This window comes from Agarivorans sp. 1_MG-2023 (assembly GCF_030548385.1).
Lineage (GTDB): Bacteria > Pseudomonadota > Gammaproteobacteria > Enterobacterales > Celerinatantimonadaceae > Agarivorans.
In genome coordinates this window covers 104,718-125,391 of record NZ_JAUOSJ010000003.1, presented here as the reverse complement: position 1 = coordinate 125,391, position 20,674 = coordinate 104,718, and the positions used below count along the sequence as shown (strand labels likewise).

At 43.8% G+C, this 20,674-nt stretch carries 20 protein-coding genes; 8 read left to right on the top strand and 12 right to left on the bottom strand.

Annotated features, from left to right (window positions below; all coding sequences use genetic code 11):
- Nucleotides 1–5: 5 nt before the first annotated feature.
- From Q4592_RS04880 to Q4592_RS04865, 4 genes are all read right to left on the bottom strand, one after another.
- Nucleotides 6–653, bottom strand: a complete 648-nt coding sequence (locus Q4592_RS04880) for a YjfK family protein (protein WP_137671856.1) — start codon at nt 651–653, stop codon at nt 6–8.
- 5 nt (nt 654–658) lie between these two features.
- The gene (locus Q4592_RS04875) at nt 659–1,612 is read right to left on the bottom strand and encodes an ion channel (protein WP_303510481.1); all 954 of its coding nucleotides are present in this window, start codon (nt 1,610–1,612) and stop codon (nt 659–661) included.
- A gap of 87 nt (nt 1,613–1,699) precedes the next feature.
- A complete protein-coding gene (locus Q4592_RS04870; RefSeq protein ID WP_137671858.1) occupies nt 1,700–2,395 on the bottom strand; it encodes a PspA/IM30 family protein in 696 nt (231 codons plus the stop codon).
- A gap of 11 nt (nt 2,396–2,406) precedes the next feature.
- Nucleotides 2,407–2,796 carry a DUF2170 family protein gene (locus Q4592_RS04865; protein WP_137671859.1) on the bottom strand — a complete coding sequence of 130 codons (390 nt, stop codon included), beginning with the start codon at nt 2,794–2,796 and terminating at the stop codon, nt 2,407–2,409.
- 113 nt (nt 2,797–2,909) lie between these two features.
- Here Q4592_RS04865 and Q4592_RS04860 point away from each other — a divergent pair, with 113 nt between their 5' ends.
- Nucleotides 2,910–3,185 carry a DUF6471 domain-containing protein gene (locus Q4592_RS04860; RefSeq protein WP_137671860.1) on the top strand — a complete coding sequence of 92 codons (276 nt, stop codon included), beginning with the start codon at nt 2,910–2,912 and terminating at the stop codon, nt 3,183–3,185.
- A gap of 329 nt (nt 3,186–3,514) precedes the next feature.
- Nucleotides 3,515–5,092 (top strand): BCCT family transporter, encoded by a 1,578-nt coding sequence (locus Q4592_RS04855; RefSeq protein ID WP_303510476.1) that lies wholly within the window; start codon nt 3,515–3,517, stop codon nt 5,090–5,092.
- Nucleotides 5,093–5,172: 80 nt separating this feature from the next.
- On the opposite strand, the gene Q4592_RS04850 is transcribed toward Q4592_RS04855, so the two are convergent.
- Both Q4592_RS04850 and Q4592_RS04845 read right to left on the bottom strand, forming a co-directional pair.
- Nucleotides 5,173–5,889, bottom strand: coding sequence for a 3'-5' exonuclease (locus tag Q4592_RS04850; RefSeq protein ID WP_303510474.1), 717 nt, complete (start codon nt 5,887–5,889; stop codon nt 5,173–5,175).
- Nucleotides 5,889–7,778, bottom strand: coding sequence for a DUF294 nucleotidyltransferase-like domain-containing protein (locus tag Q4592_RS04845; RefSeq protein ID WP_303510472.1), 1,890 nt, complete (start codon nt 7,776–7,778; stop codon nt 5,889–5,891). The genes Q4592_RS04850 and Q4592_RS04845 overlap by 1 nt, the downstream gene beginning before the upstream one ends.
- 319 nt (nt 7,779–8,097) lie before the next feature.
- On the opposite strand from Q4592_RS04845, the gene Q4592_RS04840 reads away from it, so the two are divergent.
- Together Q4592_RS04840 and Q4592_RS04835 are read left to right on the top strand one after the other, a co-directional pair.
- A complete protein-coding gene (locus tag Q4592_RS04840; protein WP_303510469.1) occupies nt 8,098–8,607 on the top strand; it encodes a GNAT family N-acetyltransferase in 510 nt (169 codons plus the stop codon).
- A gap of 40 nt (nt 8,608–8,647) precedes the next feature.
- Nucleotides 8,648–9,148, top strand: coding sequence for a GNAT family N-acetyltransferase (locus Q4592_RS04835; protein ID WP_303510464.1), 501 nt, complete (start codon nt 8,648–8,650; stop codon nt 9,146–9,148).
- A 90-nt stretch (nt 9,149–9,238) separates the two neighbouring features.
- On the opposite strand, the gene Q4592_RS04830 is transcribed toward Q4592_RS04835, so the two are convergent.
- Nucleotides 9,239–10,540, bottom strand: coding sequence for an anaerobic C4-dicarboxylate transporter (locus tag Q4592_RS04830; protein WP_303510462.1), 1,302 nt, complete (start codon nt 10,538–10,540; stop codon nt 9,239–9,241).
- A 238-nt stretch (nt 10,541–10,778) separates the two neighbouring features.
- Here Q4592_RS04830 and Q4592_RS04825 point away from each other — a divergent pair, with 238 nt between their 5' ends.
- Nucleotides 10,779–11,273 carry a GNAT family N-acetyltransferase gene (locus Q4592_RS04825; protein ID WP_303510456.1) on the top strand — a complete coding sequence of 165 codons (495 nt, stop codon included), beginning with the start codon at nt 10,779–10,781 and terminating at the stop codon, nt 11,271–11,273.
- 19 nt (nt 11,274–11,292) lie between these two features.
- Here Q4592_RS04825 and Q4592_RS04820 read toward each other — a convergent pair whose 3' ends face one another.
- From Q4592_RS04820 to Q4592_RS04810, 3 genes are all read right to left on the bottom strand, one after another.
- The gene (locus Q4592_RS04820) at nt 11,293–13,956 is read right to left on the bottom strand and encodes a family 14 glycosylhydrolase (protein WP_303510453.1); all 2,664 of its coding nucleotides are present in this window, start codon (nt 13,954–13,956) and stop codon (nt 11,293–11,295) included.
- Nucleotides 13,957–14,153: 197 nt separating this feature from the next.
- Nucleotides 14,154–14,624 carry an isoprenylcysteine carboxylmethyltransferase family protein gene (locus Q4592_RS04815; protein WP_303510447.1) on the bottom strand — a complete coding sequence of 157 codons (471 nt, stop codon included), beginning with the start codon at nt 14,622–14,624 and terminating at the stop codon, nt 14,154–14,156.
- A 5-nt stretch (nt 14,625–14,629) separates the two neighbouring features.
- Entirely contained in the window at nt 14,630–15,181 is a 552-nt protein-coding gene (locus tag Q4592_RS04810) for a hypothetical protein (RefSeq protein ID WP_303510443.1), read from the bottom strand.
- 1,071 nt (nt 15,182–16,252) lie between these two features.
- On the opposite strand from Q4592_RS04810, the gene Q4592_RS04805 reads away from it, so the two are divergent.
- Nucleotides 16,253–17,185, top strand: coding sequence for a pyridoxal-phosphate dependent enzyme (locus Q4592_RS04805; protein WP_137671869.1), 933 nt, complete (start codon nt 16,253–16,255; stop codon nt 17,183–17,185).
- A gap of 2 nt (nt 17,186–17,187) precedes the next feature.
- Here the strand turns inward: Q4592_RS04805 and Q4592_RS04800 are convergent, their stop codons facing one another.
- Together Q4592_RS04800 and Q4592_RS04795 are read right to left on the bottom strand one after the other, a co-directional pair.
- The gene (locus Q4592_RS04800) at nt 17,188–17,919 is read right to left on the bottom strand and encodes a hypothetical protein (RefSeq protein WP_303510439.1); all 732 of its coding nucleotides are present in this window, start codon (nt 17,917–17,919) and stop codon (nt 17,188–17,190) included.
- 165 nt (nt 17,920–18,084) lie between these two features.
- Nucleotides 18,085–18,852, bottom strand: coding sequence for an ABC transporter substrate-binding protein (locus tag Q4592_RS04795; RefSeq protein WP_303510437.1), 768 nt, complete (start codon nt 18,850–18,852; stop codon nt 18,085–18,087).
- 172 nt (nt 18,853–19,024) lie between these two features.
- Here Q4592_RS04795 and Q4592_RS04790 point away from each other — a divergent pair, with 172 nt between their 5' ends.
- Together Q4592_RS04790 and Q4592_RS04785 are read left to right on the top strand one after the other, a co-directional pair.
- Complete coding sequence (locus Q4592_RS04790; RefSeq protein ID WP_303510435.1) at nt 19,025–20,059, top strand: DUF2157 domain-containing protein; 1,035 nt, start codon at nt 19,025–19,027, stop codon at nt 20,057–20,059.
- Nucleotides 20,060–20,247: 188 nt separating this feature from the next.
- Nucleotides 20,248–20,613, top strand: coding sequence for a hypothetical protein (locus Q4592_RS04785; RefSeq protein WP_303510433.1), 366 nt, complete (start codon nt 20,248–20,250; stop codon nt 20,611–20,613).
- The last annotated feature ends 61 nt before the right edge of the window (nt 20,614–20,674 follow it).

The window sequence follows — 20,674 nt, the reverse complement described above, 5'->3', positions numbered from 1 at the left end:
GTCCTTTATCCGTGAATAGTAATTTGGGTTGATGATACGGTCATGCCAGTGCTAATAACTAAACAGCGCTCTAGCGCATTGTTATTCACCACTTCTTCGGCAGACAAAAATAACGATTCCATTTCACCATTGTCTAGCTCTCGCTCAAACAGCATGGTGAATTGGTCGGTAGTAGAAAAATCCGTGTTGTCTTGGTAGGTTTTCTCTTCCATGTGTACCGGGTTGTGGTACTCAGTGGTAGATGTCCATACGCGGTGGTAGGTATGCCCTTCTAGCTGGTAACTACTGGCGCCTATTTTGCTGTTTAGCAACTGGTCCCACTCAGCTTGATTAGCAATGTCTAAGGTATCGTAGTAATGGAACATTTTTACATCAACTACGTCTTCTTCGCCGCTACCATTTGCCACTACCTGCAAGAAACCTTCGTCGTCGGTGTAGAAACGGTACAAGGTGGTACCGTCTAAATCAACAATGCCGGCAGCCTGAATAATTTGGGTAGCGGCTACTTTGCTCACTACCATATCAGCCATCACTAACCTAAGCGCTAAAGCGTCTAGCTCAAAACTTCCGCCTAACTTAAGCCCCATCACATTGGGTGTTCCCGCATACTTATCTGTTTCGGGTTTATTTCTTTTAAACAAAGACTTAAACATGATGTTTATCCATTGTTGAAGTTAAAACACTCAGCGTCACTTAAGCGCCGCTCGGCAATATAATACAACGAGTCGGCCTGATGTAGCTGAGTATCTAAACTGGGATTTAACTGTAGCTGGCTATCTCCGGCAGCTTTAAAACCGATAATCGTGGCTTGTAAATCTTCTTTAAAGTGACGAAATACAGCGGCAAACTCAATTGAGGCAGAGCCTGAATACTGCACTGAATATTGGGTCATACCGTGAGTGGTATCCAATAACTGCTGATGAACTTGCGCAGAGCCGGGATCCATTGCCGAACGGGCCAGCATCTCAACCGTTACCGATGGAATAACTTCTACTTTAGGGCAATGACTGCGCAATAAATCGGCAACGGTTTGGTCTTGCAGATACGCGGTTTTGTGGCAACTAGGGTTAAGTTTGGCGCAATACAATGCACAGGTTAGCGTGACATCGTCTTGGTCGGTATCGATAATAATTCGGCTGGCTTCCGCCAAATTAGTCCGCGCCATTGTTTCTGCATGAGAATATGAATCAACCTGAGCAAACTCTATTTGCCCGGGTAAGGGGTTTTCTATCTCGCTATCTACACACAATAGAATTGAGTCTGAAGAGCCATTGGTAGACGCCTTAAGCAACTCAATTAAACGCAGTGTTCTATTGCCATTCCAACCAATAATAACGGTATGATTTGATAGTTTCAGCATGCGATGGCCTCGCGCTCCTTTGGTGTAGATGTCGTTGATGATAAATCCGGCTTTAGTCACCACAATGGCAAAAATACTGATGCCAATGGGGATTACCCACAAGCTAACAATAAGTCGCCCTAAGGGAGTTGACGGGCCAAAATCGCCGTAACCTACTGTAGAAGCGGTAACGACCATCCAATAAAGAAAGGTTTCACTGTTGATGAGGTCATGCTCGCCTACCAGCATTAAACTGAAGTAGGAAATTAGCACATAAAATAGCACCGAGAGGGCTATTGCGGTGCCATTAGCACGAAAAAAAAGCGCCGAAAATATTCGGCGCACTTTATAAAGCAGCACTTATTTTGCCTGTTTTTGGGCCAGTATCTGCTTAAGCTTATCACTACCTGAAGATTGACCGCCAGACTCAATGCCCGCTTGCTTCAATTTTGCGTCTAAACTGCTACCGCTATCTTCAGCTGCTAATTCTTCCGCTGCCGACAATTCAGCGCTGCGTAGCGCTTGTTTTTCTTTAATTCGCTCTAGGCTATCTAAAGCCGTTTTCACTTTAGAGTTAGCGCCTACATGGTGCGAAGAACCGGCAACTTGAGCTTTTTGTAAAGACTCAGTGGCCTTTACTTGGTCAATTTGAATACCTAAACGCTTAACGCTAGCTTTAGCGGTCGCAATATTCGCTTTAAGCGAAGTTTCGGTATTTAGGTAACTGTTGTAAATCTCTTGCTCAGTGGCTAATTGCACTTCTAAGTTAGCGACTCGCTCTGCACATTCTAAGGCTAAAGCTTCGTCATTCTTCTCACTCGCCGCAACCGCATGATTGGTGTAAGTGTCAATGTCTGACGTTAAGCTTTCAACTTTAGTTTGCGCTAACTTACGTTTAGCCATAATAGTGGTTAGGTTGCGATCACAGGCTTCAAGCTCTGATTTAGCATCGCGCATTTCTTGATCTAAGATACGCATAGATTGGCTGTCTGCCACTGCTTCCAAGCCTTCATTGGTTGCGCCTCGAAGTGCGTTCCAAATTCGTTTCAAGCTCATACTGTTCTCTCCTACTGGGTAAACTCGCTGTACAATTCGACAAATTCACTAACATTTGAATAAAGCGTTTCTATCTCTTCTATTACTACTTCATCTAGGCTCTTAGTTGATAAGGCGCCAAATGCGATGTAGTAATCTTGATCACCAATATGCTTAATGCCAATGGCCGATAACGGTAATAAGTGATGAGAGCGTAAAATCAAGGCATTCAGTTTGGCACTGTCTGTAACGACATCGCAGCCAAATAGCACAACTTCAATAAGCATTTGTTGCTCGCCAATGTAAGCAAAGGCATCAATGCCTTCATCATTGGTGATACACAAACAGCCACCGTCATTATCTACTGTCCAATCAGGATGAGCCTTAGCAAGTAATTCAAGTGATGCTGAATTCCACGACATAACGTTTCCTTATGTGTTAGTTATAGCTAACAAATATAGCAAGTTTGACTCTTGTGTCAACGTTTACTAACATTCGTTGCAAGTTATCAAAAATTATAAGCGCCCGAAGAGCAATGAACCCAGAACAGAGTATTAGAAATCGACAAGCCTTGCAGCCTTATAAAGACAGTATTAAGCGATATATTCGTTCGGCGATGCAATTAAAAGGGGTTCAGTATAAATATTTATCAGACGAACTGGCCAAACGCGATATAGAAATGAAAGAAGGTAACCTGCGCAGTAAGGTGTATGCAGGCACCCTCCCCACAGATCTATTTATTATTTTGGTAGAGATATTAGATATGCCAGAACATGCTCTTAGCGATATTATCGCCAATAAGGATAAATAAGCTTAAGGCCTTTTGTGGTTATCCTAAGCAATTAGCCTAGCAGTCTATTACTCCAATTAAACTTCATTAAACCTTCACAAAGCCTACTTAGGCTAAATGTTCAGGCTTAGGCAAGCGATGAGTATCGCGCCTTTACAGGCCATTTCTCTAACGAAATAGCCGAACTGGATGCTCTAATACCTGATTAAAACCTACCCTCAAGAATTTCTTGTCTATGATCTAGACAGTAATATCGGCTCTTATTGTCTTCAGAATAAGCGGAAAATTGCCGTTCAATACAGTAAACTACGTTTACAAAATCGCATGGAAGTTGTGCTAAACGAGGATTAATGAATACCAATAAAGATAAATACAGTATTGATAATACTGATTACACCGTAGGACAGGATAATGTTCAGAAATGGGGGTTTGATGTACATAACCCTGTTTTTGGGATTAGCGCCTCTTTAATCGGCGTATTTTTAATCGCTATATTACTGGTTGACCCAGAAGTATCCAAAGCCGCATTAGACGGAATTAAGTGGAAAATTATTGGCGCATTTGACGGCCTATTTATGTGGTCTGCTAATATTTTTGTCATTTTTTGTTTGGCTATGATTGTCTCTCCGTTTGGTAAAATTCGCCTCGGTGGTGATGAAGCTAAAACGGATTACTCAATGCTGTCGTGGATAGCCATGCTATTTGCTGCAGGCATGGGCATTGGCCTAATGTTTTGGGGAGTTGCTGAACCCGTTGCCTACTTTACAGGTTGGTACGAAACCCCTCTTAATGTGACTGCCAACACGCCAGAAGCTGCAAAGTTAGCACTGGGTGCCACCATGTTCCACTGGGGACTTCACCCATGGGCCATTTATGGCGTGGTATCACTGTCGTTAGCCTTTTTTGCTTACAACAAAGGCTTGCCGCTTTCTATGCGCTCAGTATTTTACCCAATCTTGGGCGACCGCACGTGGGGCTGGCCTGGGCACGTAGTTGACATATTAGCAGTGCTTGCCACATTGTTTGGTTTAGCCACCTCGCTAGGGCTTGGCGCTCAACAAGCAGCCAGTGGCTTCCACCACGTATTTGGCCTAGACAACGGCTTGCTGATGCAAATTGGTATCATCTTCTTGGTGACCTTATTAGCGGTAGTATCGGTTGTTCGTGGGATTGACGGCGGCGTTAAAGTCATTAGTAACATCAACATGGTGTTAGCACTTGCCTTGGTGGTATTTGTTGCTCTGGTAACATTTGCAGTATCTATGGGCACCGTACCTACTACGGTAATGGGATACCTAGAAAACATTATTCCACTGAGTAACCCAATTGGTCGTGAAGATTCAGCGTGGATGCACGGCTGGACAGTGTTCTATTGGGCATGGTGGATTTCATGGTCCCCATTTGTTGGTATGTTCATCGCACGTATCTCACGTGGTCGTACAATTCGTGAATTTGTTACTGCAGTGCTTATCGTTCCAACAGTAGTAACCACTTTATGGATGTCTGTATTTGGTGGTGTTGCGATTGATCAAATCGTTAATAAAGTAGGTACCCTAGGCGCTGATGGCCTAACCGAAGTACCACTGGCTATGTTCCAAATGTTTGATGCATTACCAATGGGCAGCATTTTATCTCTGCTTGCCGTGGTACTGGTATTGGTATTCTTTGTTACCTCGTCTGACTCGGGTTCACTGGTCATCGATAGCATTACCTCTGGTGGTAAAGTAGATGCGCCTGTTCCTCAGCGTGTATTTTGGGCCACTATTGAAGGCGCTATTGCTGCCGCTCTAGTCTGGGTAGGTGGCACAGAAGCTATTCAAGCCTTACAAGCCGGCGCCATTTCAACGGCCTTGCCATTCACCATTATTTTATTGGTGATGTGTATCAGCTTGTTAATGGGTTTACGCACCGAGAAACGCCTTGGTTAATCATTAACCATTGAAAACAAAAAAGCCGAATGACTTAGGTCACTCGGCTTTTTTATTGCCTAGCTTTGGTAGAGCAGATTTTATAACCACAATTTGTTGATGGGCGTATCTGGGCTGAAATGATGGTGAATTTGCGCTTGCAGTAACTCAGCCGTGGCAATAGCGTCGGTTAATGCGTCGTGCGGAGGATAAGTAGGCAGATTATAACGTGTTCTACTGCTACCTAAACGAATAGACACCGCTTGCGACTTCTTAAACCAGTCAATCACCTTTTTAGGCCGAGCCGCTTGAATGTCAGCTTCAATTTGCATGGTGTCCACCAAGGGAAAAATAATCCCTTCGTTAATTAATCCGCGCAGCGTGGCGTGTAAAAAATCACGCTCAATACGTCGGTAATGCACCACCACCACTTTGCCGGCCAACTCATCCAATAATTGCTCCAAAATACGCAACAAGCTAGGCGCACCTTTTAAGTCGGAGTGGGTAATGCCATGAATCACAATCGAGTCTTCTTGAAGTTTATCTTCTGGCGTTACAAACCAATGCTTAGCCTCTCGGCAAGCAATGCGCTGCAAGGTAAATGGCACTAAACCAATACTAATAATGCTATTCTTTTTGGCGTCTAGACCGGTGGTTTCAAAATCTAGAGCAACAAAATCAATATCTTTAACTTTGGTTTCTGCATCGTAAGTACTGGCATTATAAAAATGAATTAAGCGCTTATCTTTGCTTTCCGCGGCCTTAATCTTTAAAAAGGCCTGCCAGTTTAAGATTTCTTGATTGTTAATATTGGGCATTATTTACCCTGCTGCATGCTGTTGGCGGTGTAGCGAAACTTCAAAAAGTTTTGCGCACTGCTTAATACCAAAAAGGCATCTTTTAGATTCCGCCTTTCAAAATCAGACATGTTCTCTGGCTCAATATTGTTATCAGGCTCTTGGTCAGACTCTATATCTAAGGCTTGATGTCGAATACGCACCAAAGAAATAAACTCCATAGCATGCTGTAGGTCTTTACCCTTTGAAGGCGGCAAAATCCCCGCTTCAATAATATCTTCCAAGCGGTCAAACGAGTTCTGAGATTGAGAGCCAATCGCCAATCCGTGCACTCGAATAAGATCGGCTAAAGGCGCAGTACCACGTCGTTTTAAGTTTATTGAGTTTCTGTGCCGTCCATCTTTCTCCATCACAAAGTCTTTAAAGAAGCCGAGCGGTGGAGTTCGATTTAGGGCGTTTCTGGCCAAACACGCTAAGAAACGGTTATTCTTTTTGGCTTTTCTTAAAATAAACGCATTGAGCTGCTCAGCCCATTTAGGCCTGCCATACACCCCGTTAAGATCAAAGAAGATAGAGCAGTTCAGCAAGGCTTGAGGATTAGGGTTATCAATCCAATCTGCAAAACACTCTTCCCATTGGCTTTGGGTTTTTCGATACTCTGGATTAGTGGCCATAATGTCGCCGGTGCAATAGGTATAACCACAAGCGGCTAGGCCGTCACATACATACTTGGCAAGCTCTTCAAAATATTGGCCGTGCTCAGCTTCTTGATACTCATTGTCGAGAATAATCGCGTTGTCTTGGTCGGTAACAATCAGCTGTTCATCTCGCGCCATAGAGCCTAATGCTAAGAAACAATAGGGAATGGGTGGTGGCCCTAGCTTTTCTTCTGCGAGCTCTAGCAAGCGTTGTTTAAAGCTTCGGCCAATTTCCGACATCGCCCGCCCCACCATATGGGAGTTGGCATCTTCGTTAATCATTCGTACAAAACAGTCTTTTAGCTGGTGCGACAATAACACCAAATCTTCGATGCTATTTTGCTGAAAAATGCTGCTTACAATCAATAAACTGTTTTGAGATTCGTAACGAATAATATCGCTAACTTCAATTAAACCAATTGGTTGCTTATTTTTTAAGATCGGTAAGTGGTGCACGTTATAGCGAAGCATTAATAACATTGCTTCAAAAATATAGGCGTTGTGATCCAAAGATATTAGCTCGGTAGACATCACCTCTACCACTTGGGTTTCAACGTCTAAACCTTGCGCTATCACTTTGGCACATAAGTCGCGCTGGGTAATAATGCCAACAAAACTATCACCGCCTTCATCGGTAAGAGTTGGATCATGAATCAGCGCCGCAGAAACATTCTCTTCGGCCATTGTGGTGGCAACGTCTTGAATAGTCGTAGTGGACGCTAGCATCACAGGCTCGCCACTGAGAATGGTTTTAACCTTTGAGGTGGTTAAGGAGTTCGCGTCATCACTATTTTCTTCTACCGCTTGCTGTAAACGAATAGTGCCTTCTACTTCCACAAAGTCGGCAAATACATCGTAACGCTCGCAAAAGTCTTCAAAAATGTTTTCTGGAATACAATACAGCAGCGTGTCTTTAATTGCCTTGGCAGGAAAACGAACCTTATTGCTAGTTAACAGCCCCATTTGGCCAAAAACACCGCCTTGATCAAGCCGGTTATACAGCTCGCCATTACGACGATAAATCTCCACCACCCCACTACGGATCATGAACAAATCATGAATTTTGTCACCAAACTCAATGATCATACTGCCAGCGCGGTAGTAAGAGATTTCAACACTTTTAGACACTTCTATGAGGGCTTCTTCGGGCAACTCATCAAAGGGCGGGTATTGGCTGATAAAGTTTCGAATTTCGAGTAGCTCGACTTCCATTATTCACTCAATAAAGAAGGTAGTTTGAATAGTTGCTTAATAGTATATGGTATCTGCTAAGTAGTTGCAGTGAGCCCGATAATATCTAAACGGAATTATTAGCTAACAGCAACAAAAAAAGGTGACTCAGCCATTTTCACGCACACTACTCCATGGCTTACATCCTTCCGGCTTTATCCTTCACAAATACCCTATTGATTCACAAATAACCAAGGCAGTTTAAGCTGTAAAACACTATCCTTAATTAAGCTAAATGTTCGCGTATAATCCCCCTAACCTGCGCAGATTAACCAAGCTGCTGACTATAGAGAACACCGAAATGACAAACGAAACCATCATAAACCTTCATCGACGAGCATTTGGAGAATCTGAGGGGGAACAAATCGCCACACTAGCGGAAGAACTTCTTTGCCTTTCAGAAACAATTTCATTCAATATTGAACGTGACAACAAGATTGTGGGTAACATCTTATTCTCTCAGTTTATATTTAAGGAGCATCCTGATAAAAAGTGCTATTTGTTAGCCCCTATTGGTGTAGTGCCTGAATACCATAATCAAGGTATTGGCAAAGAGCTTATTGAGTCAGGGATAGCCCACTTAGAAACACTTTCTGTAGATGCGGTACTGGTACTTGGGTATCCTGCTTATTACGCATCAAGAGGTTTTATCACCACCAACCTTCTCACTCCTTACCCTGATTTACTCACCATGCCAGAGGCTTGGAGAATAAGGGAAATCAACAAAGGGTCTATGGCTAAGGTTACCGGAGATACCCTCGCTGCTCAGCCAATGATGCAGCCTATTTTTTGGGACACCTCTGGGCGATGATGTTTCAGCATAAGCCGCGCTTTATAAGGAGTACCACCATTTGAACATTCGCTCTCGAGAGCTACTGAACACCGACTTTCAATCCATGAAAGAACTATTGCTCACCGAAGGGCCGAACCCGTGGAATTACATCACTGAAGAAAGCATTAACCAACAATTTACGCTTATCGCTAATGGAGATGCTGTGGCTGTTCTATTGGAAGATAAGGCAATTGTCGGTTTTGCGATTCTGATTTTTAAACAGGCGTGTCCTGAAAAACTAAACCAATATGATGACTTATCAAACATTGCTTATATAAACGATGTGGTCATTGCGGCGAGCCAAAGCGGGAAAGGCCTCGGTAGCCAACTGCTTAGAGAGGCGGTTCGCCTCGCGGGTTTACAACAATGTAGCAAAGTATATATAGAGCGCCATGAAGAAAACCTCGCCTCTGGCGGCATGATGAGAAAGGCAGGGTTTGAGATAGTAGAAACCTTTTATGACCCCAATAAACGTAGCTCGGGTTCAAGAAACACCACCATTCAACGAATAAGCATCTAATCGCCTTAAAGCAAAACGCCCAATATAGTCAGACCATATTGAGCGTTATTGTTCATTCTACTAAGCCTTGCTTAGGAAACAGCCAAGCGCTTATAAAATAATACCAGCCAATATAAAGCCAAGGATAACCGAGCTAGTAATAGTGGCCACGCCAGGAACAAAGAAAGGATGGTTAAATACCCACTTACCAATACGAGTAGAACCAGTATCATCCATTTCTACCGCCGCCAATAGGGTTGGATAAGTTGGCAATACAAACAGTGCGCTAACTGCTGCAAAAGAGGCAATTGCCGCTTCTGGGCTTACCCCTAACATAAAGGCCGACGGCATTAAGGCTGCTGTGGTAGCGGCTTGAGAATACAAAAGCATGCTAGCAAAGAACAAAATAAGCGCCAGCATCCAAGGGTGTTCTTCTAACAAACCACCCGATAAGGCTTTAATCTCTTCTAAATGACCAGAAACAAAAGTATCGCCCAACCAAGCTACACCCAGCACACATACACAGGCACTCATACCCGATTTAAAAGTAGCAGCGTTAACCACTTCGCCAGTATCTACTTTACAGAACATCGCAATAGCAGTCGCAGCAGTTAGCATGAATACCATAATTGCTTCGTTACGCGGCAAAGTAGGGTTTTCAATTAAGCCTACAGCATCACTAATCGCGGTGGCGTAAAACACAACTGCAACAATCGCCACTAAGAAAATCATAACCGAACGCTTAGCACTTGCCGGTAATTGCTCGGCTGTTTTCTCACGTTTGCTCACCAAACCATGGGCTAAGCGCTCTTGATAGATAGGATCATCTTTCAGTTCTTTTCCCATAAACTGGGCAACAAAAGCGCCTACCATACAAGCCATAAACGTGGCAGGGATACAAATCATTAGCAGGCTTATATAACCTACACCTTTGTCTTCAAGCATACCGCTCATTAATACTACTGCCGCCGAAATAGGCGAAGCAGTAATCGCAATTTGCGAGGCGACTACCGCAATACTTAAAGGGCGAGACGGGCGAATACCCTGCTCTTTAGCCACTTCGGCAATCACAGGTAAAGTAGAGAATGCAGTATGTCCCGTTCCGGCAAACAAGGTCATTACATAGGTCACTATTGGCGCTAAAAAGGTCACTTGTTTTGGATTACTTCGTAATACCCGTTCGGCAATATTCACTAAAAACTGTAAACCACCGGCTACCTGCATTGCTGCAATTGCCGCAATCACCGACATGATAATGAGGATCACTTCAATAGGAATGGTGCCCGGGGTCATGCCTAAACCTAGGGTTAATACCAATACCCCTAAGCCACCCGCAAAACCAATACCAATGCCGCCTAAACGTGCACCTAAAAATATGGCCGCTAATACCACCAGCAACTCAATTGTTATCATAAATCCTCCCAAGCTTTAATTGCGACGCACTTTACTGCAAACAGAAGCAAACAAATGGATGATTAAATCAAACAAACCACCATTAACAGATTAAAAACCCAACAAAACACAATATCGCAGCCCAATTAACCACTAAATAAGTAAGGAAAAGATCATTTAGTTTTAACCAAGCTGCAACATTCGTTAGTAAGACTAGCATTAATTAATTGTATGTAATGATTAAATTTTTGATAAAACAATGATAGAAATTTGTCGTGCAGATCCCAACAGTTTTCAAAGTAGAGAATTAATCGATGCGCTGTCAGCTTCTTTACTTAAATTAACTGGAAACCCCGCTTTTGAGCGCTTTGATGAAGGCGAGTTTTACGATGACAAAGCAGTATTCTTGTTAGCTAAACGCAATGGTGTAGCCATTGCTTGTGGCGGGTTTCGTTACTTACAACCCGGTGTTTGTGAGATAAAGCGGGTCTACTCTCACCAGCGGGGAGCTGGCAAACTGGTATTGCAGGAGTTAGAACAAACAGCCTTGGCCTTTGGCTACCAACAAATAAATTTAGCCACTCGCCAAGCCAATACTCACGCGGTGCAGTTTTATCTCAAACATGGTTACCATGCTATTGCGCCTTTTGGCCCCTATGTCGACCACCAACACTACTTAAGCTTTGCTAAATTGACTGCCGACGTTCAGCAGCCATCAGCCATAAAAAAAGCGCAGTTAAGTTACTGCGCTTAATCAGTTAGCGAACCAAACCTTAGGAAATGCGGTTAATCAGCTTTTTAAGCTCTCGCATTGGCGTCGGCTCGTCGTCAAAGAAGTTTTGCATCCTTAACAGAGTTAAACCGTCGTAGCCCGGTGCGCGGGTTAAGGCGCGCGCCATTTGCTTCCAACCTTGTTCGCCGTAAAGCTCACCCGCTAAGGCATTCTCGCCCATTAGCGATACTTGGCATTCGTCGGCGGCATCGGCCATCCAATCCACCAAATCAGCAGCGCGTGAATAACCTTCGTAATCCTTGTTTATCATCTCTAAACAGGTGAAGTGAATCGCAGCACGAGACTGCTTACCTTCTGGTAACAAGGCTTTAAGTAAACCTAAGTACTCTTGTTGGTTAGTGCTGCTCAAGGTGGGGTGCACCGCAATTAAGCCAGCGGTTATTTCAGCTGCACGCGGCAACTCAGGGTCGCTCACCACCCAGTGAATACCCGGGATCTTAATACCAATCGGTACCTGTCCAAAAGCGTCATCGTCAAACACACTTAAGGCGTTTTCAAATATCCGTCTACCGTGAGCCACCAAGGCTTTGTGATACCAAGTTAAAAACTCGCGAGCCCAAGCATTGTGAATATAACGCTTGTGGCTAAATAGCCACTCAGCATCTGGAATTTCGGCTTCTTCAAAGCTTTCCCAAGTAAAACCAAAACTGCCATTAAGCGCGGCAATACTATGGTATTTCTGCTTAAGGTAGTTTAGCCAATCTTGTTTAGCTAAACGGCTGTAACACTGCAAGGTGCCGCGGTTAGGGTAATTACCCCAGTCATGAGAGTTGTAGCTTGGATAACGCAACTCACCGGCAGGACCCAAACTGACATTGATCTCATCCATTAAACCGGCTTGGTTAATGAAATGCTGTTTGAAGGCTTCCATAAATCGCTGGTAATAAGGCATCACAAACTCGTCGGCCCACAGCGAGACATACTCCATGGAAGCATCGCCGGTTTCAGATACGTATTGCAGATCTTGTACCGAATTAAGCTGGTCGTTACTTTCTAGCAAACGGCCCCAAAGCCATAGTGGAATAGCCTGCATGAAGTCGTCGTTTACGTTGCCACCAGCTTGGTGGAACGACAAAATCGGCACCCACTGTAAACCTAAGCGTTTTAGCAATGCCACTACGCGATCGTAATAACTCCAATCAAACTTGCCCGGTTTGTCACCTTCAACCAAACCCCACCAAATGTCGGTAGAAATAGCGGTAACACCAATACTGCGCAACTGGCGCAACTGTGCTTCAAACAGCTTCCAGTTTTCCTCATCAAGCATTTGCTTTTGGTTAGCCACTTTAAGGTGTAGCGGCCCCATTACGCGAAACTGCTTTTTACCCAATTGCTTGGTTTCAGTAATTTGGTACTTAAACTTATTAAGCTGCGATAAACGCCCTTTCACTATCGCTTGCTCATTAAGCTGCGACATGTCGTTAAATATCCAACCATCAAAAGCACTGCCATGCAGCACCGAATGATACAGCTGATCCCAGCCGGGGTGGCTAGACAACGCTTGCGGCTGAGAGTTTTGCACCAATGCCGGAATTTTTAGCTTTCGCATCGCCGTGATTAAGGCTTGGTTAACTCGGGTGGCATGGCTAGATTCTGCCCCAGTAGCAACCACTAATAGGCGGCCATCAGCTTTTTTATGCCAACATTCCAGTTGCTCAATTTGGTAATCAAGTAACTGTGTACGCTCCAACCAGGGCTGAGGATTAAGACCGGTTAAACAACCTAACCACGGGTGCTCACTCGCCGTTAACTCTGGGAACGGAATATTCAAACATAACTGACTATGCGCCCATGCTTTAGTGAAGCGAGTATTTGCTTGAGCCAGCATTTTACCCACATAGCCTTGCCAGTTTTCGGCATACCAAGTATTAAATTCTTTAAAACAGGTGTTGGTAGTTTTAGCCTGATAGCAGCGCTGTAAATTGTCTACCAACTGCTCTTGCCAAGGCGCTTCGCCGTTTAATTCCCAAAGGCTTAGCCATGCGTCTTGCGAGCCATATTGCAACTTCATATCTGTTGCTAACGCCGCTAACGCAGTAGGGCTAAAACTTTGGTAAATCGGTTGGCCATCGCGCTCTCCCCAAGGGAGGCAAGCATCACCATTTGGGCCAAGGCCTAACAAAATGGCGTCGCAACGAGGGGCAAACTCAGCCATATGCTCAGCAAAGCTGCTCATCCATTGGCTAAACATGTCGATTAAACCAGCTTCAGCCCATAGGCTCGGGCTTTGAGTATTGTCGCGGCCATATTGGTTTACATACTTAATCGCATCGGCAGAGTGCGTTGCAGGCAACTTGGCCAGCATAGAACCCCAAAACCAATCTGGTAGGCGTTGCTCTACACCTTGCTGAGTATCAGACGAGAAAAACAGTTGGTACTGCAGCTTAAAGCCATGAGACACCAAATGTGCAGATAAACGCTGCAGTGACGACCAGCAGCTCGCTTGGCTTAATTGCTCTGCACTAAATGGCGCAATATAGCGCCAATGAACCGGTACAACTAACGCGTCTACGCCATTTTGACGCAAGTTACGCAGTTGTGGAGATAAGCCCTGTAGTTGAGCTTCGGTACAAGAAGCGGCGTATTCGGCGAGAGGTAAAGATCCCTTCACCCAAGCTTTGCGCGCTGAAATTGGATTAGCCATGTTTTAGCTTACTCTAAAAAATCTGTGCTAGTTATCCCTAGTCCGCCGCATAACAGCAAGGCTGCAAAGCTTTTCAGCTGAACAAAAGGAGATCAACATCACATTATATGATTGCTGTAGTGTAACGTAAGGGCGGAAATTACCAAGTTGATCTGGCATAACTCACTGCTAATAAAACCTAAATTAGCCGAGTTTTATTACAACCAGCGCCTAACTTTGCGGCAATATTGTAGGTATTGTTCGGAAAAATGCTGTTTAAGCGCTTTTTCTTCAGGTTTTATCTGCAGCTGATTGATGATGCCAATGAACATAATACAGCTTAGTAAACTTAACCAAGCTTGTAGGTGTAAACACCACGCAATCAGCAACAGCAACAAACTCAAATACATGGGATTACGGCTATAACGGTATAAACCATTAATCACCAGGTGCTTACTGCGTTCAGGATGATGAGGATTAATGGTAGTGTGTTTTTTAGCAAAACCCCACACACTCATCACAGCAATCAAACTGGCCAGTATCACTAACGGCCACTGCAGGTTGACCAGCCAACTCGGCATTACAGGAACAAACCCGCCTTGGCTAAAGGTAGCTAACAAATAGGCTAAACCCACCGACAACAGTAACCATACCGGCGGTGGAATCAGCAATTGTAAACGCTTAAGCAAGCTGGTTACTCTTTTTCATCATCGTTTGTATCCACTATAGGCGCTTGTTGGTAAATATAGTGGCCTCGGCCAGTAATTGCTGTATGAAACAAATTTTGAAAAGGAAAGAGTCGTTTTTTTAGGTAGAACGTAAAGCCGGCAAACACTGCGCTTAACACCACATTAATCATGCCTTCTACCTGAAAGATGTAGGGCAAGCTTTGGTAGACAGAAAAACCCGCAAACACCATAAGCAATAAATAGCCATTTGGCGCGTTTTTATAAATCATAAAAATAATCAGCAATGGCACAAGTGCTGGCATTAGCAGCGCCAACAATAATTGACCACTGACCTGCTCAGCAACCATAAAACCAAAAACTAACTTGCTTAACACCATAAACTGCAGCACTGCTAACAACAGCGCTTTAGGTTTTGCGTAAAGCTTTAATGAACCAGGTTCAGGCTCACTGGCCAATATTTTAGTAACCTTACGTAAATTCCATTGCTGCTGTTCAGCATATTCATAAACTTGTTGTTTGGTTTGGCCATCTGCCAGTAGTTGATGTATTTGTTTCATTGCACCTCCGTAAAGGGCTACTTTACCCGACTCCTTTGCTTAACCACAGTCTTGTTGCTCACAAATGCCAATAAGCGTAATCAGCAAACCGGATCCTATAAACCAATGATTTACAGACAGGGGGTTGTTTAGGCCAAACAAATTTCAATACCTTGGGATAATCCCCCACTATTCTCGTAAACTTATTCACAAAAGCGCAAGTTGTTAACATTTACTGAGTCTGTGCAACCAATTCATCTAGAAAATAGAAAACAGCGTAATCAACAAATTGAACAATAAACTTGTTAAAACTTGGTAGTTTAGCTGGCCTAACTCATCGGTTTACAGTAGCCGATTCACATTGCGGCGCTCAATCAGCTAGATACTAAGCAGGCTTTGGGCACTTAAGACCGTTTTTCGGCTACAAATAAGCGCCATTAATATCAATAACTTAAATCCACACTTAGCATATTCGTGCTTTTTGATGATGTTGTTTCATTTGTTATAAGAGAAAATTTGAGCGCTCCAATCGTTCTATTTTTGTATTTATTTTAACTAACAGAAAAATGTCAACGGACCTTAACGAAGAAGCAGCAAAAAAGAATTTTTTACTAATTTTAGGTGACAATATTGACGCTAAAATCGGATCCGCTGCAAGCCACTGAGTTCACTGGATAGAGAATTTTATCCACAGCTTTGTGCACTGTTTTTGTGGGAAAAGCTGTTTGGAATAATCCACCTAATTCAGTGAATTATATCGCGCTGATTCAAATAGGCAGTTGTTACTCTCATTGACAAGTGAAAATTCAACAAAGGCTCCTATTTTTATTTGTTAGCTTTTAGTCATCATCCACATAAATCTAACTTTTCCCGCCATTGCTGGGCTGCAGTGGTGATCGCGATATGATCGCCAATATTTTAAGAGGATCATTTAACAGGGGTATTTTTGTCACCAAATCTTCACACTTTGATGTAATAATGACAAAACGCTAATTTTTACGCCTCAAACAAGCGCAAACTTAGTTTTTACTTTTCAGTTTAAAATCCTCAACGTAAACTAAAAACTAACGTTGTTACAGTTCAGGTACTTGTTTGTTTAAACCTTCTCCTGTGCAAGCCGTTACGTTTAACCAACACTCGGTATTTGTTAAGCGCGACGATTTGTTGCACCCGCAATTTTCGGGTAACAAAGCCCGCAAGTTTTATCACTTTCTCAAACACCCACAAGAAGGTATTAGCACCCTTGTAGGCAGCGGTTCCGCACAGGCAAACTCTTTATACTCTTTAGCCGCGCTAGCACAACTAAATGACTGGAAGTGTGAATTTTATGTCGATCATATTCCTAGTTGGTTACAACAAAACCCATGCGGTAACTATCAAGCAGCGATTGACTTAGGCGCAAGAATTATTGAGGTGAGTGCCCTGCAAGGACAGCAACAAGCCAACTTAGATGATTTTATGCAGCGCATTGTTCGACCCAGTTTGTCTCCTCAGCAATTACTGGTTCCCGAAGGCGGACGTTGCGAATACGCCAGAGAAGGCGTAGTGATGCTGGCAGAAGAAATTGAACAATGGCAGCACGAGCAAAACATTGGTCCGTTAAATGTCATGTTACCAGCAGGTACCGGTACCACAGCCTTATTTTTAAGTGAGTACTTTAGTCAAATGAATCCCTGCATCGAAGTATTTAGCTGTGCTTGTGTAGGTGATGAAGACTACTTACGTTTGCAGTTTACCCAATTGAACAGCAATACCAATACCCACCCACATATCTTACCGCGACCTAAAAAGTACCATTTTGGCAAGCTGTATAAAGAACACTATCAAACCTGGCTTACGCTCAAACAACAAACACAGATTGAGTTTGAGTTACTGTATGACCCTATTGGTTGGCAATGCCTAGATAACTTTTTGAGTGAGCAAAACAGTAGTATTCCTACCTTGTATATCCATCAAGGCGGCTTACTAGGCAATCAAAGCATGTTAGCGCGTTATCGGCGTAAGTATCCGCATATAGATAGCTAACACTAACGCCAATCTAACCAATAACTGTAGGGAAACTCTTCCGATAAACTCACTGTTTCTTGGTAATGGCGACTTGGGCTATTTAAACATTCTGTGCCATGAAACTCAGGTTCGGCCCAGCCGGTATTTTCGTCCATATATTCGCGGCTATAACCCCAACGCCCGCAAGAGAGAATACTGTCAAATCCGCTATCTCGTTGGCACACAACGCAGGTTTCAAACTCCACTTGAATGTCTTCGCCTTCTTTACCCAAGGCATCTGAGACAAATGGCGTATCGTAGATAGCCAAAGTGGACGCCCGTTTTGGCGGCAAATTCCAAGGTTTATCACTGGTATCACTGGGGGTGTTATGCATGCCAGCGCCATGCTCAAGCGGCGATGCATCGTAAAATGGCTCAACAAAATGTAATGGTGCGTCTATTTGGGCTTGGCGTTCATCATCAAGCAAACGCCGATTGGTGGTGCGAATTTGCAACATGCGATATTGAGTACATTGCGCCTGATTCTCCAGCTCTACCTCCCCCAAGCGGTTAGCAAATAGATGGATCTCGAGGCCAACCCCAGTAGCATTGTCTCGAGCAATGTATGAGGCTTGTTGGCGACCACTGTGGAACCAAGCTTCAGAGAACACCAAAATACCGAGCGTATTTTGTTGGTAAGTGACAGGACACACCTTGCCCACCCATAAATCAGACGCAAAAGCACTGGCAATGCTCAGCCATCCAACACTCATTATCATCCAAAAACAGCGTCGTATCATCAGCCGCTCCGTTAGCCAGCAATCATCAAAACGTCACCTAAGTGTAGTAGAGCTGGATAGATAAAAGGCCAATATGGCTTAGCTTAAGCTTTGCCGCTGGAGTAGCTAACTAGGCCTTCGCCCTGAACATGACGTCGATTAACGCTGTTGAATTTCATCAGGAAGATAACGCTCTACAATATCTTGAATCTCTCCACTGGCTATCATTTGTTGAATTATTTCATCTACTTGCGCCACCACCTCATTACCATTTTTTACCGAGGGAGATACCGAGATGGTAATCATGGAATCGCGTTTAGTAATGTTTGCTGGCGCAGCCAAGGCTAGCTGCTGCTGATCTGCCAAGCTTAAAATCACCCCTAAACTTCCAGCAAAACCATCAATACGCTTGGCTTCAAGCATCTTTAAGGCTTGAGAATAGCTAGACATTGCTACCAGTTTTAGTTGTTCATCTTCGACTGCTTGATGAAAGATTTCGCCATATACTTTACTCGCGCCACGCAAGGTACCAATCTTTTTACCTGCTAAATTGTCCCAATTAATCGGCGCATCAGGCAGGCTGACAATTGAAGTTTGAAAACTGGCCACCTTTCGGGGTTGGTAAATATTTTCAGTAAAGCTTTCATTGGGGAATAAACAGGTAACCACCACGCCATCTTGATTGCGAATTAATGCATTCACTATTCGTGGGTACGGCGCAATAACAACCTTTGGGTCTACAAGGTCTAAACGCTTGGCCACTCGATGCAGTATTTCTACGTAGTAGCCTTGCTGCTGTTCATTTTGGGTATAACCAGCCGGGCTTGAGTTAATGGCATAAAAAGTAAAATCAAGTGCCATAGCAGGTATTATACAAGCTGCATATACCAGTGAAGCGATGACCCCAGCTTTTAACTTGTTAAACAATGCAGCACTCCTTTCTAGATTAAGCAAACTCTTTAAGTAAAGTTGCCTAAGGACTTAGCTGTCAAATCATTACACTATTTTTAAAGCCATCAACAGTTTTGACAAAACTCTAAGAATTCTTTTATAAACAGTGGCAAGCTTAAGGCTGAATAGCAAAAGGATGTAACAGGCTATGGCTAGAGTTTCTCTGCAATCATTACAGCAAGCAGCACAACAAGGCATTATTAGCCCCCAACAAGCCACCCAGCTACTTGAGTTTTTGGAGCAGCAAGAAGCAGATACACCTAGCTTTAATCTTACTCATTTGCTGTATTACTTTGGCGGATTGATCGCTATTGGCGCAATGACCTTGTTCATGAATTTAGCTTGGGAAGGTTTTGGAGGCTGGGGTTTATTAGGCATAAGCATTGTGTATGCAGTTTTAGGCTTAATGCTCTGCCAACGCTTTAAACATCAAGGTTATGCCATTCCTGCGGGCATTTGCGCAACCTTTGTCATTTGCTTAACTCCGCTAGCAACCTATGGTTTTCAGCATGCCATGGGATGGTGGCCAAGCTCTGATCAGTATCAAGACTACCACCGATATGTTCATTGGCACTGGATATACATGGAGCTCGCTACCTTAGTGGTTGGCTTAATTCTCAGCTGGCGTTATCGCTACCCGTTTATGCTGCTGCCTGTTGCCGTAACACTGTGGTACATGAGTATGGACATATGCGCCATGCTAACTGGCAGTCGTCCCAATTGGGAGTTTAGATCCCTTGTATCACTCTACTTTGGTTTAGCCATGACACTGCTGGCGTTTTGGATAGACATTCGCAGTCGTCACTCTAAAGACTTCGCATTTTGGATTTACTTATTTGGTGTACTTACCTTTTGGTGCGGCTTAAGCCTGCAACATTCAGACAGCGAGCTCGCGAAGCTGGCGTACTTCTCAATTAACCTAACAATGATGTTATGCGGAGTCATTTTAGCGCGCAGAGTGTTTGTGGTATTTGGTGCTTTTGGCTGCTTTGCCTACTTCTATCATTTGGCAGACAATGTTTTCCAAGACAGCTGGCTATTCCCTATCTCTCTTACATTGGTTGGCCTAGCCATTATCTATTTAGGGATCCTGTGGCAAAAACATCAGCAACGCTTAAGTCGTCAGCTACGTAGTTATCTGCCTAACGCTTTACAAGAATTGCTGGCCAATAAGCTGCATTAAACGCCGTTTTGGCTAAGGCAGAAGCCCGTAACCTTCAAGCCTTTCATAACACCCGAGCCGCTTAGCTCGGGTAATCTCCCTTGCCATCGATTCGTTTAATTTAGCAACTCCATAGATACCGTATGTTACTGTTTTGGCGGCTTATCCGCGTTTAATCTAGCGGCACATTCAGCTACGCGGTAACACTTATGAACAAGTATATTTTGCTTTTCGGCTTCGTTTTTTCTTCAGTTAGTTTTGCTTACTGCGACTACGAAACCGATCAAACCATTGTGCAAGGGGTAGATGGCGCGATAGATGGAGCAGTGATTGGCGGAATTGTCGGTGGAAAAGAGGGAGCCGCCACTGGTGCTGCTATTGGCGGAGGGGCCGGTGTCGTTAGCGGCTCAATAGATGGCGAATACTTGGATGATGCCTGTGAAACAGAAAACCTCATTGTTGAAGAAGAAGTTATAGAACAAGACATCATTGAAGAACAGTTGATTGAAGAACAGTTGATTGAAGAAGACATCGTAGAGCAAGACATCTTAGACGATGAGCTGTATTACGATTAACTACCGCCTCGTAAGCCTTCATTTATTTCGGGCAACTGACTAGCTATTCATCAGTTAGCCC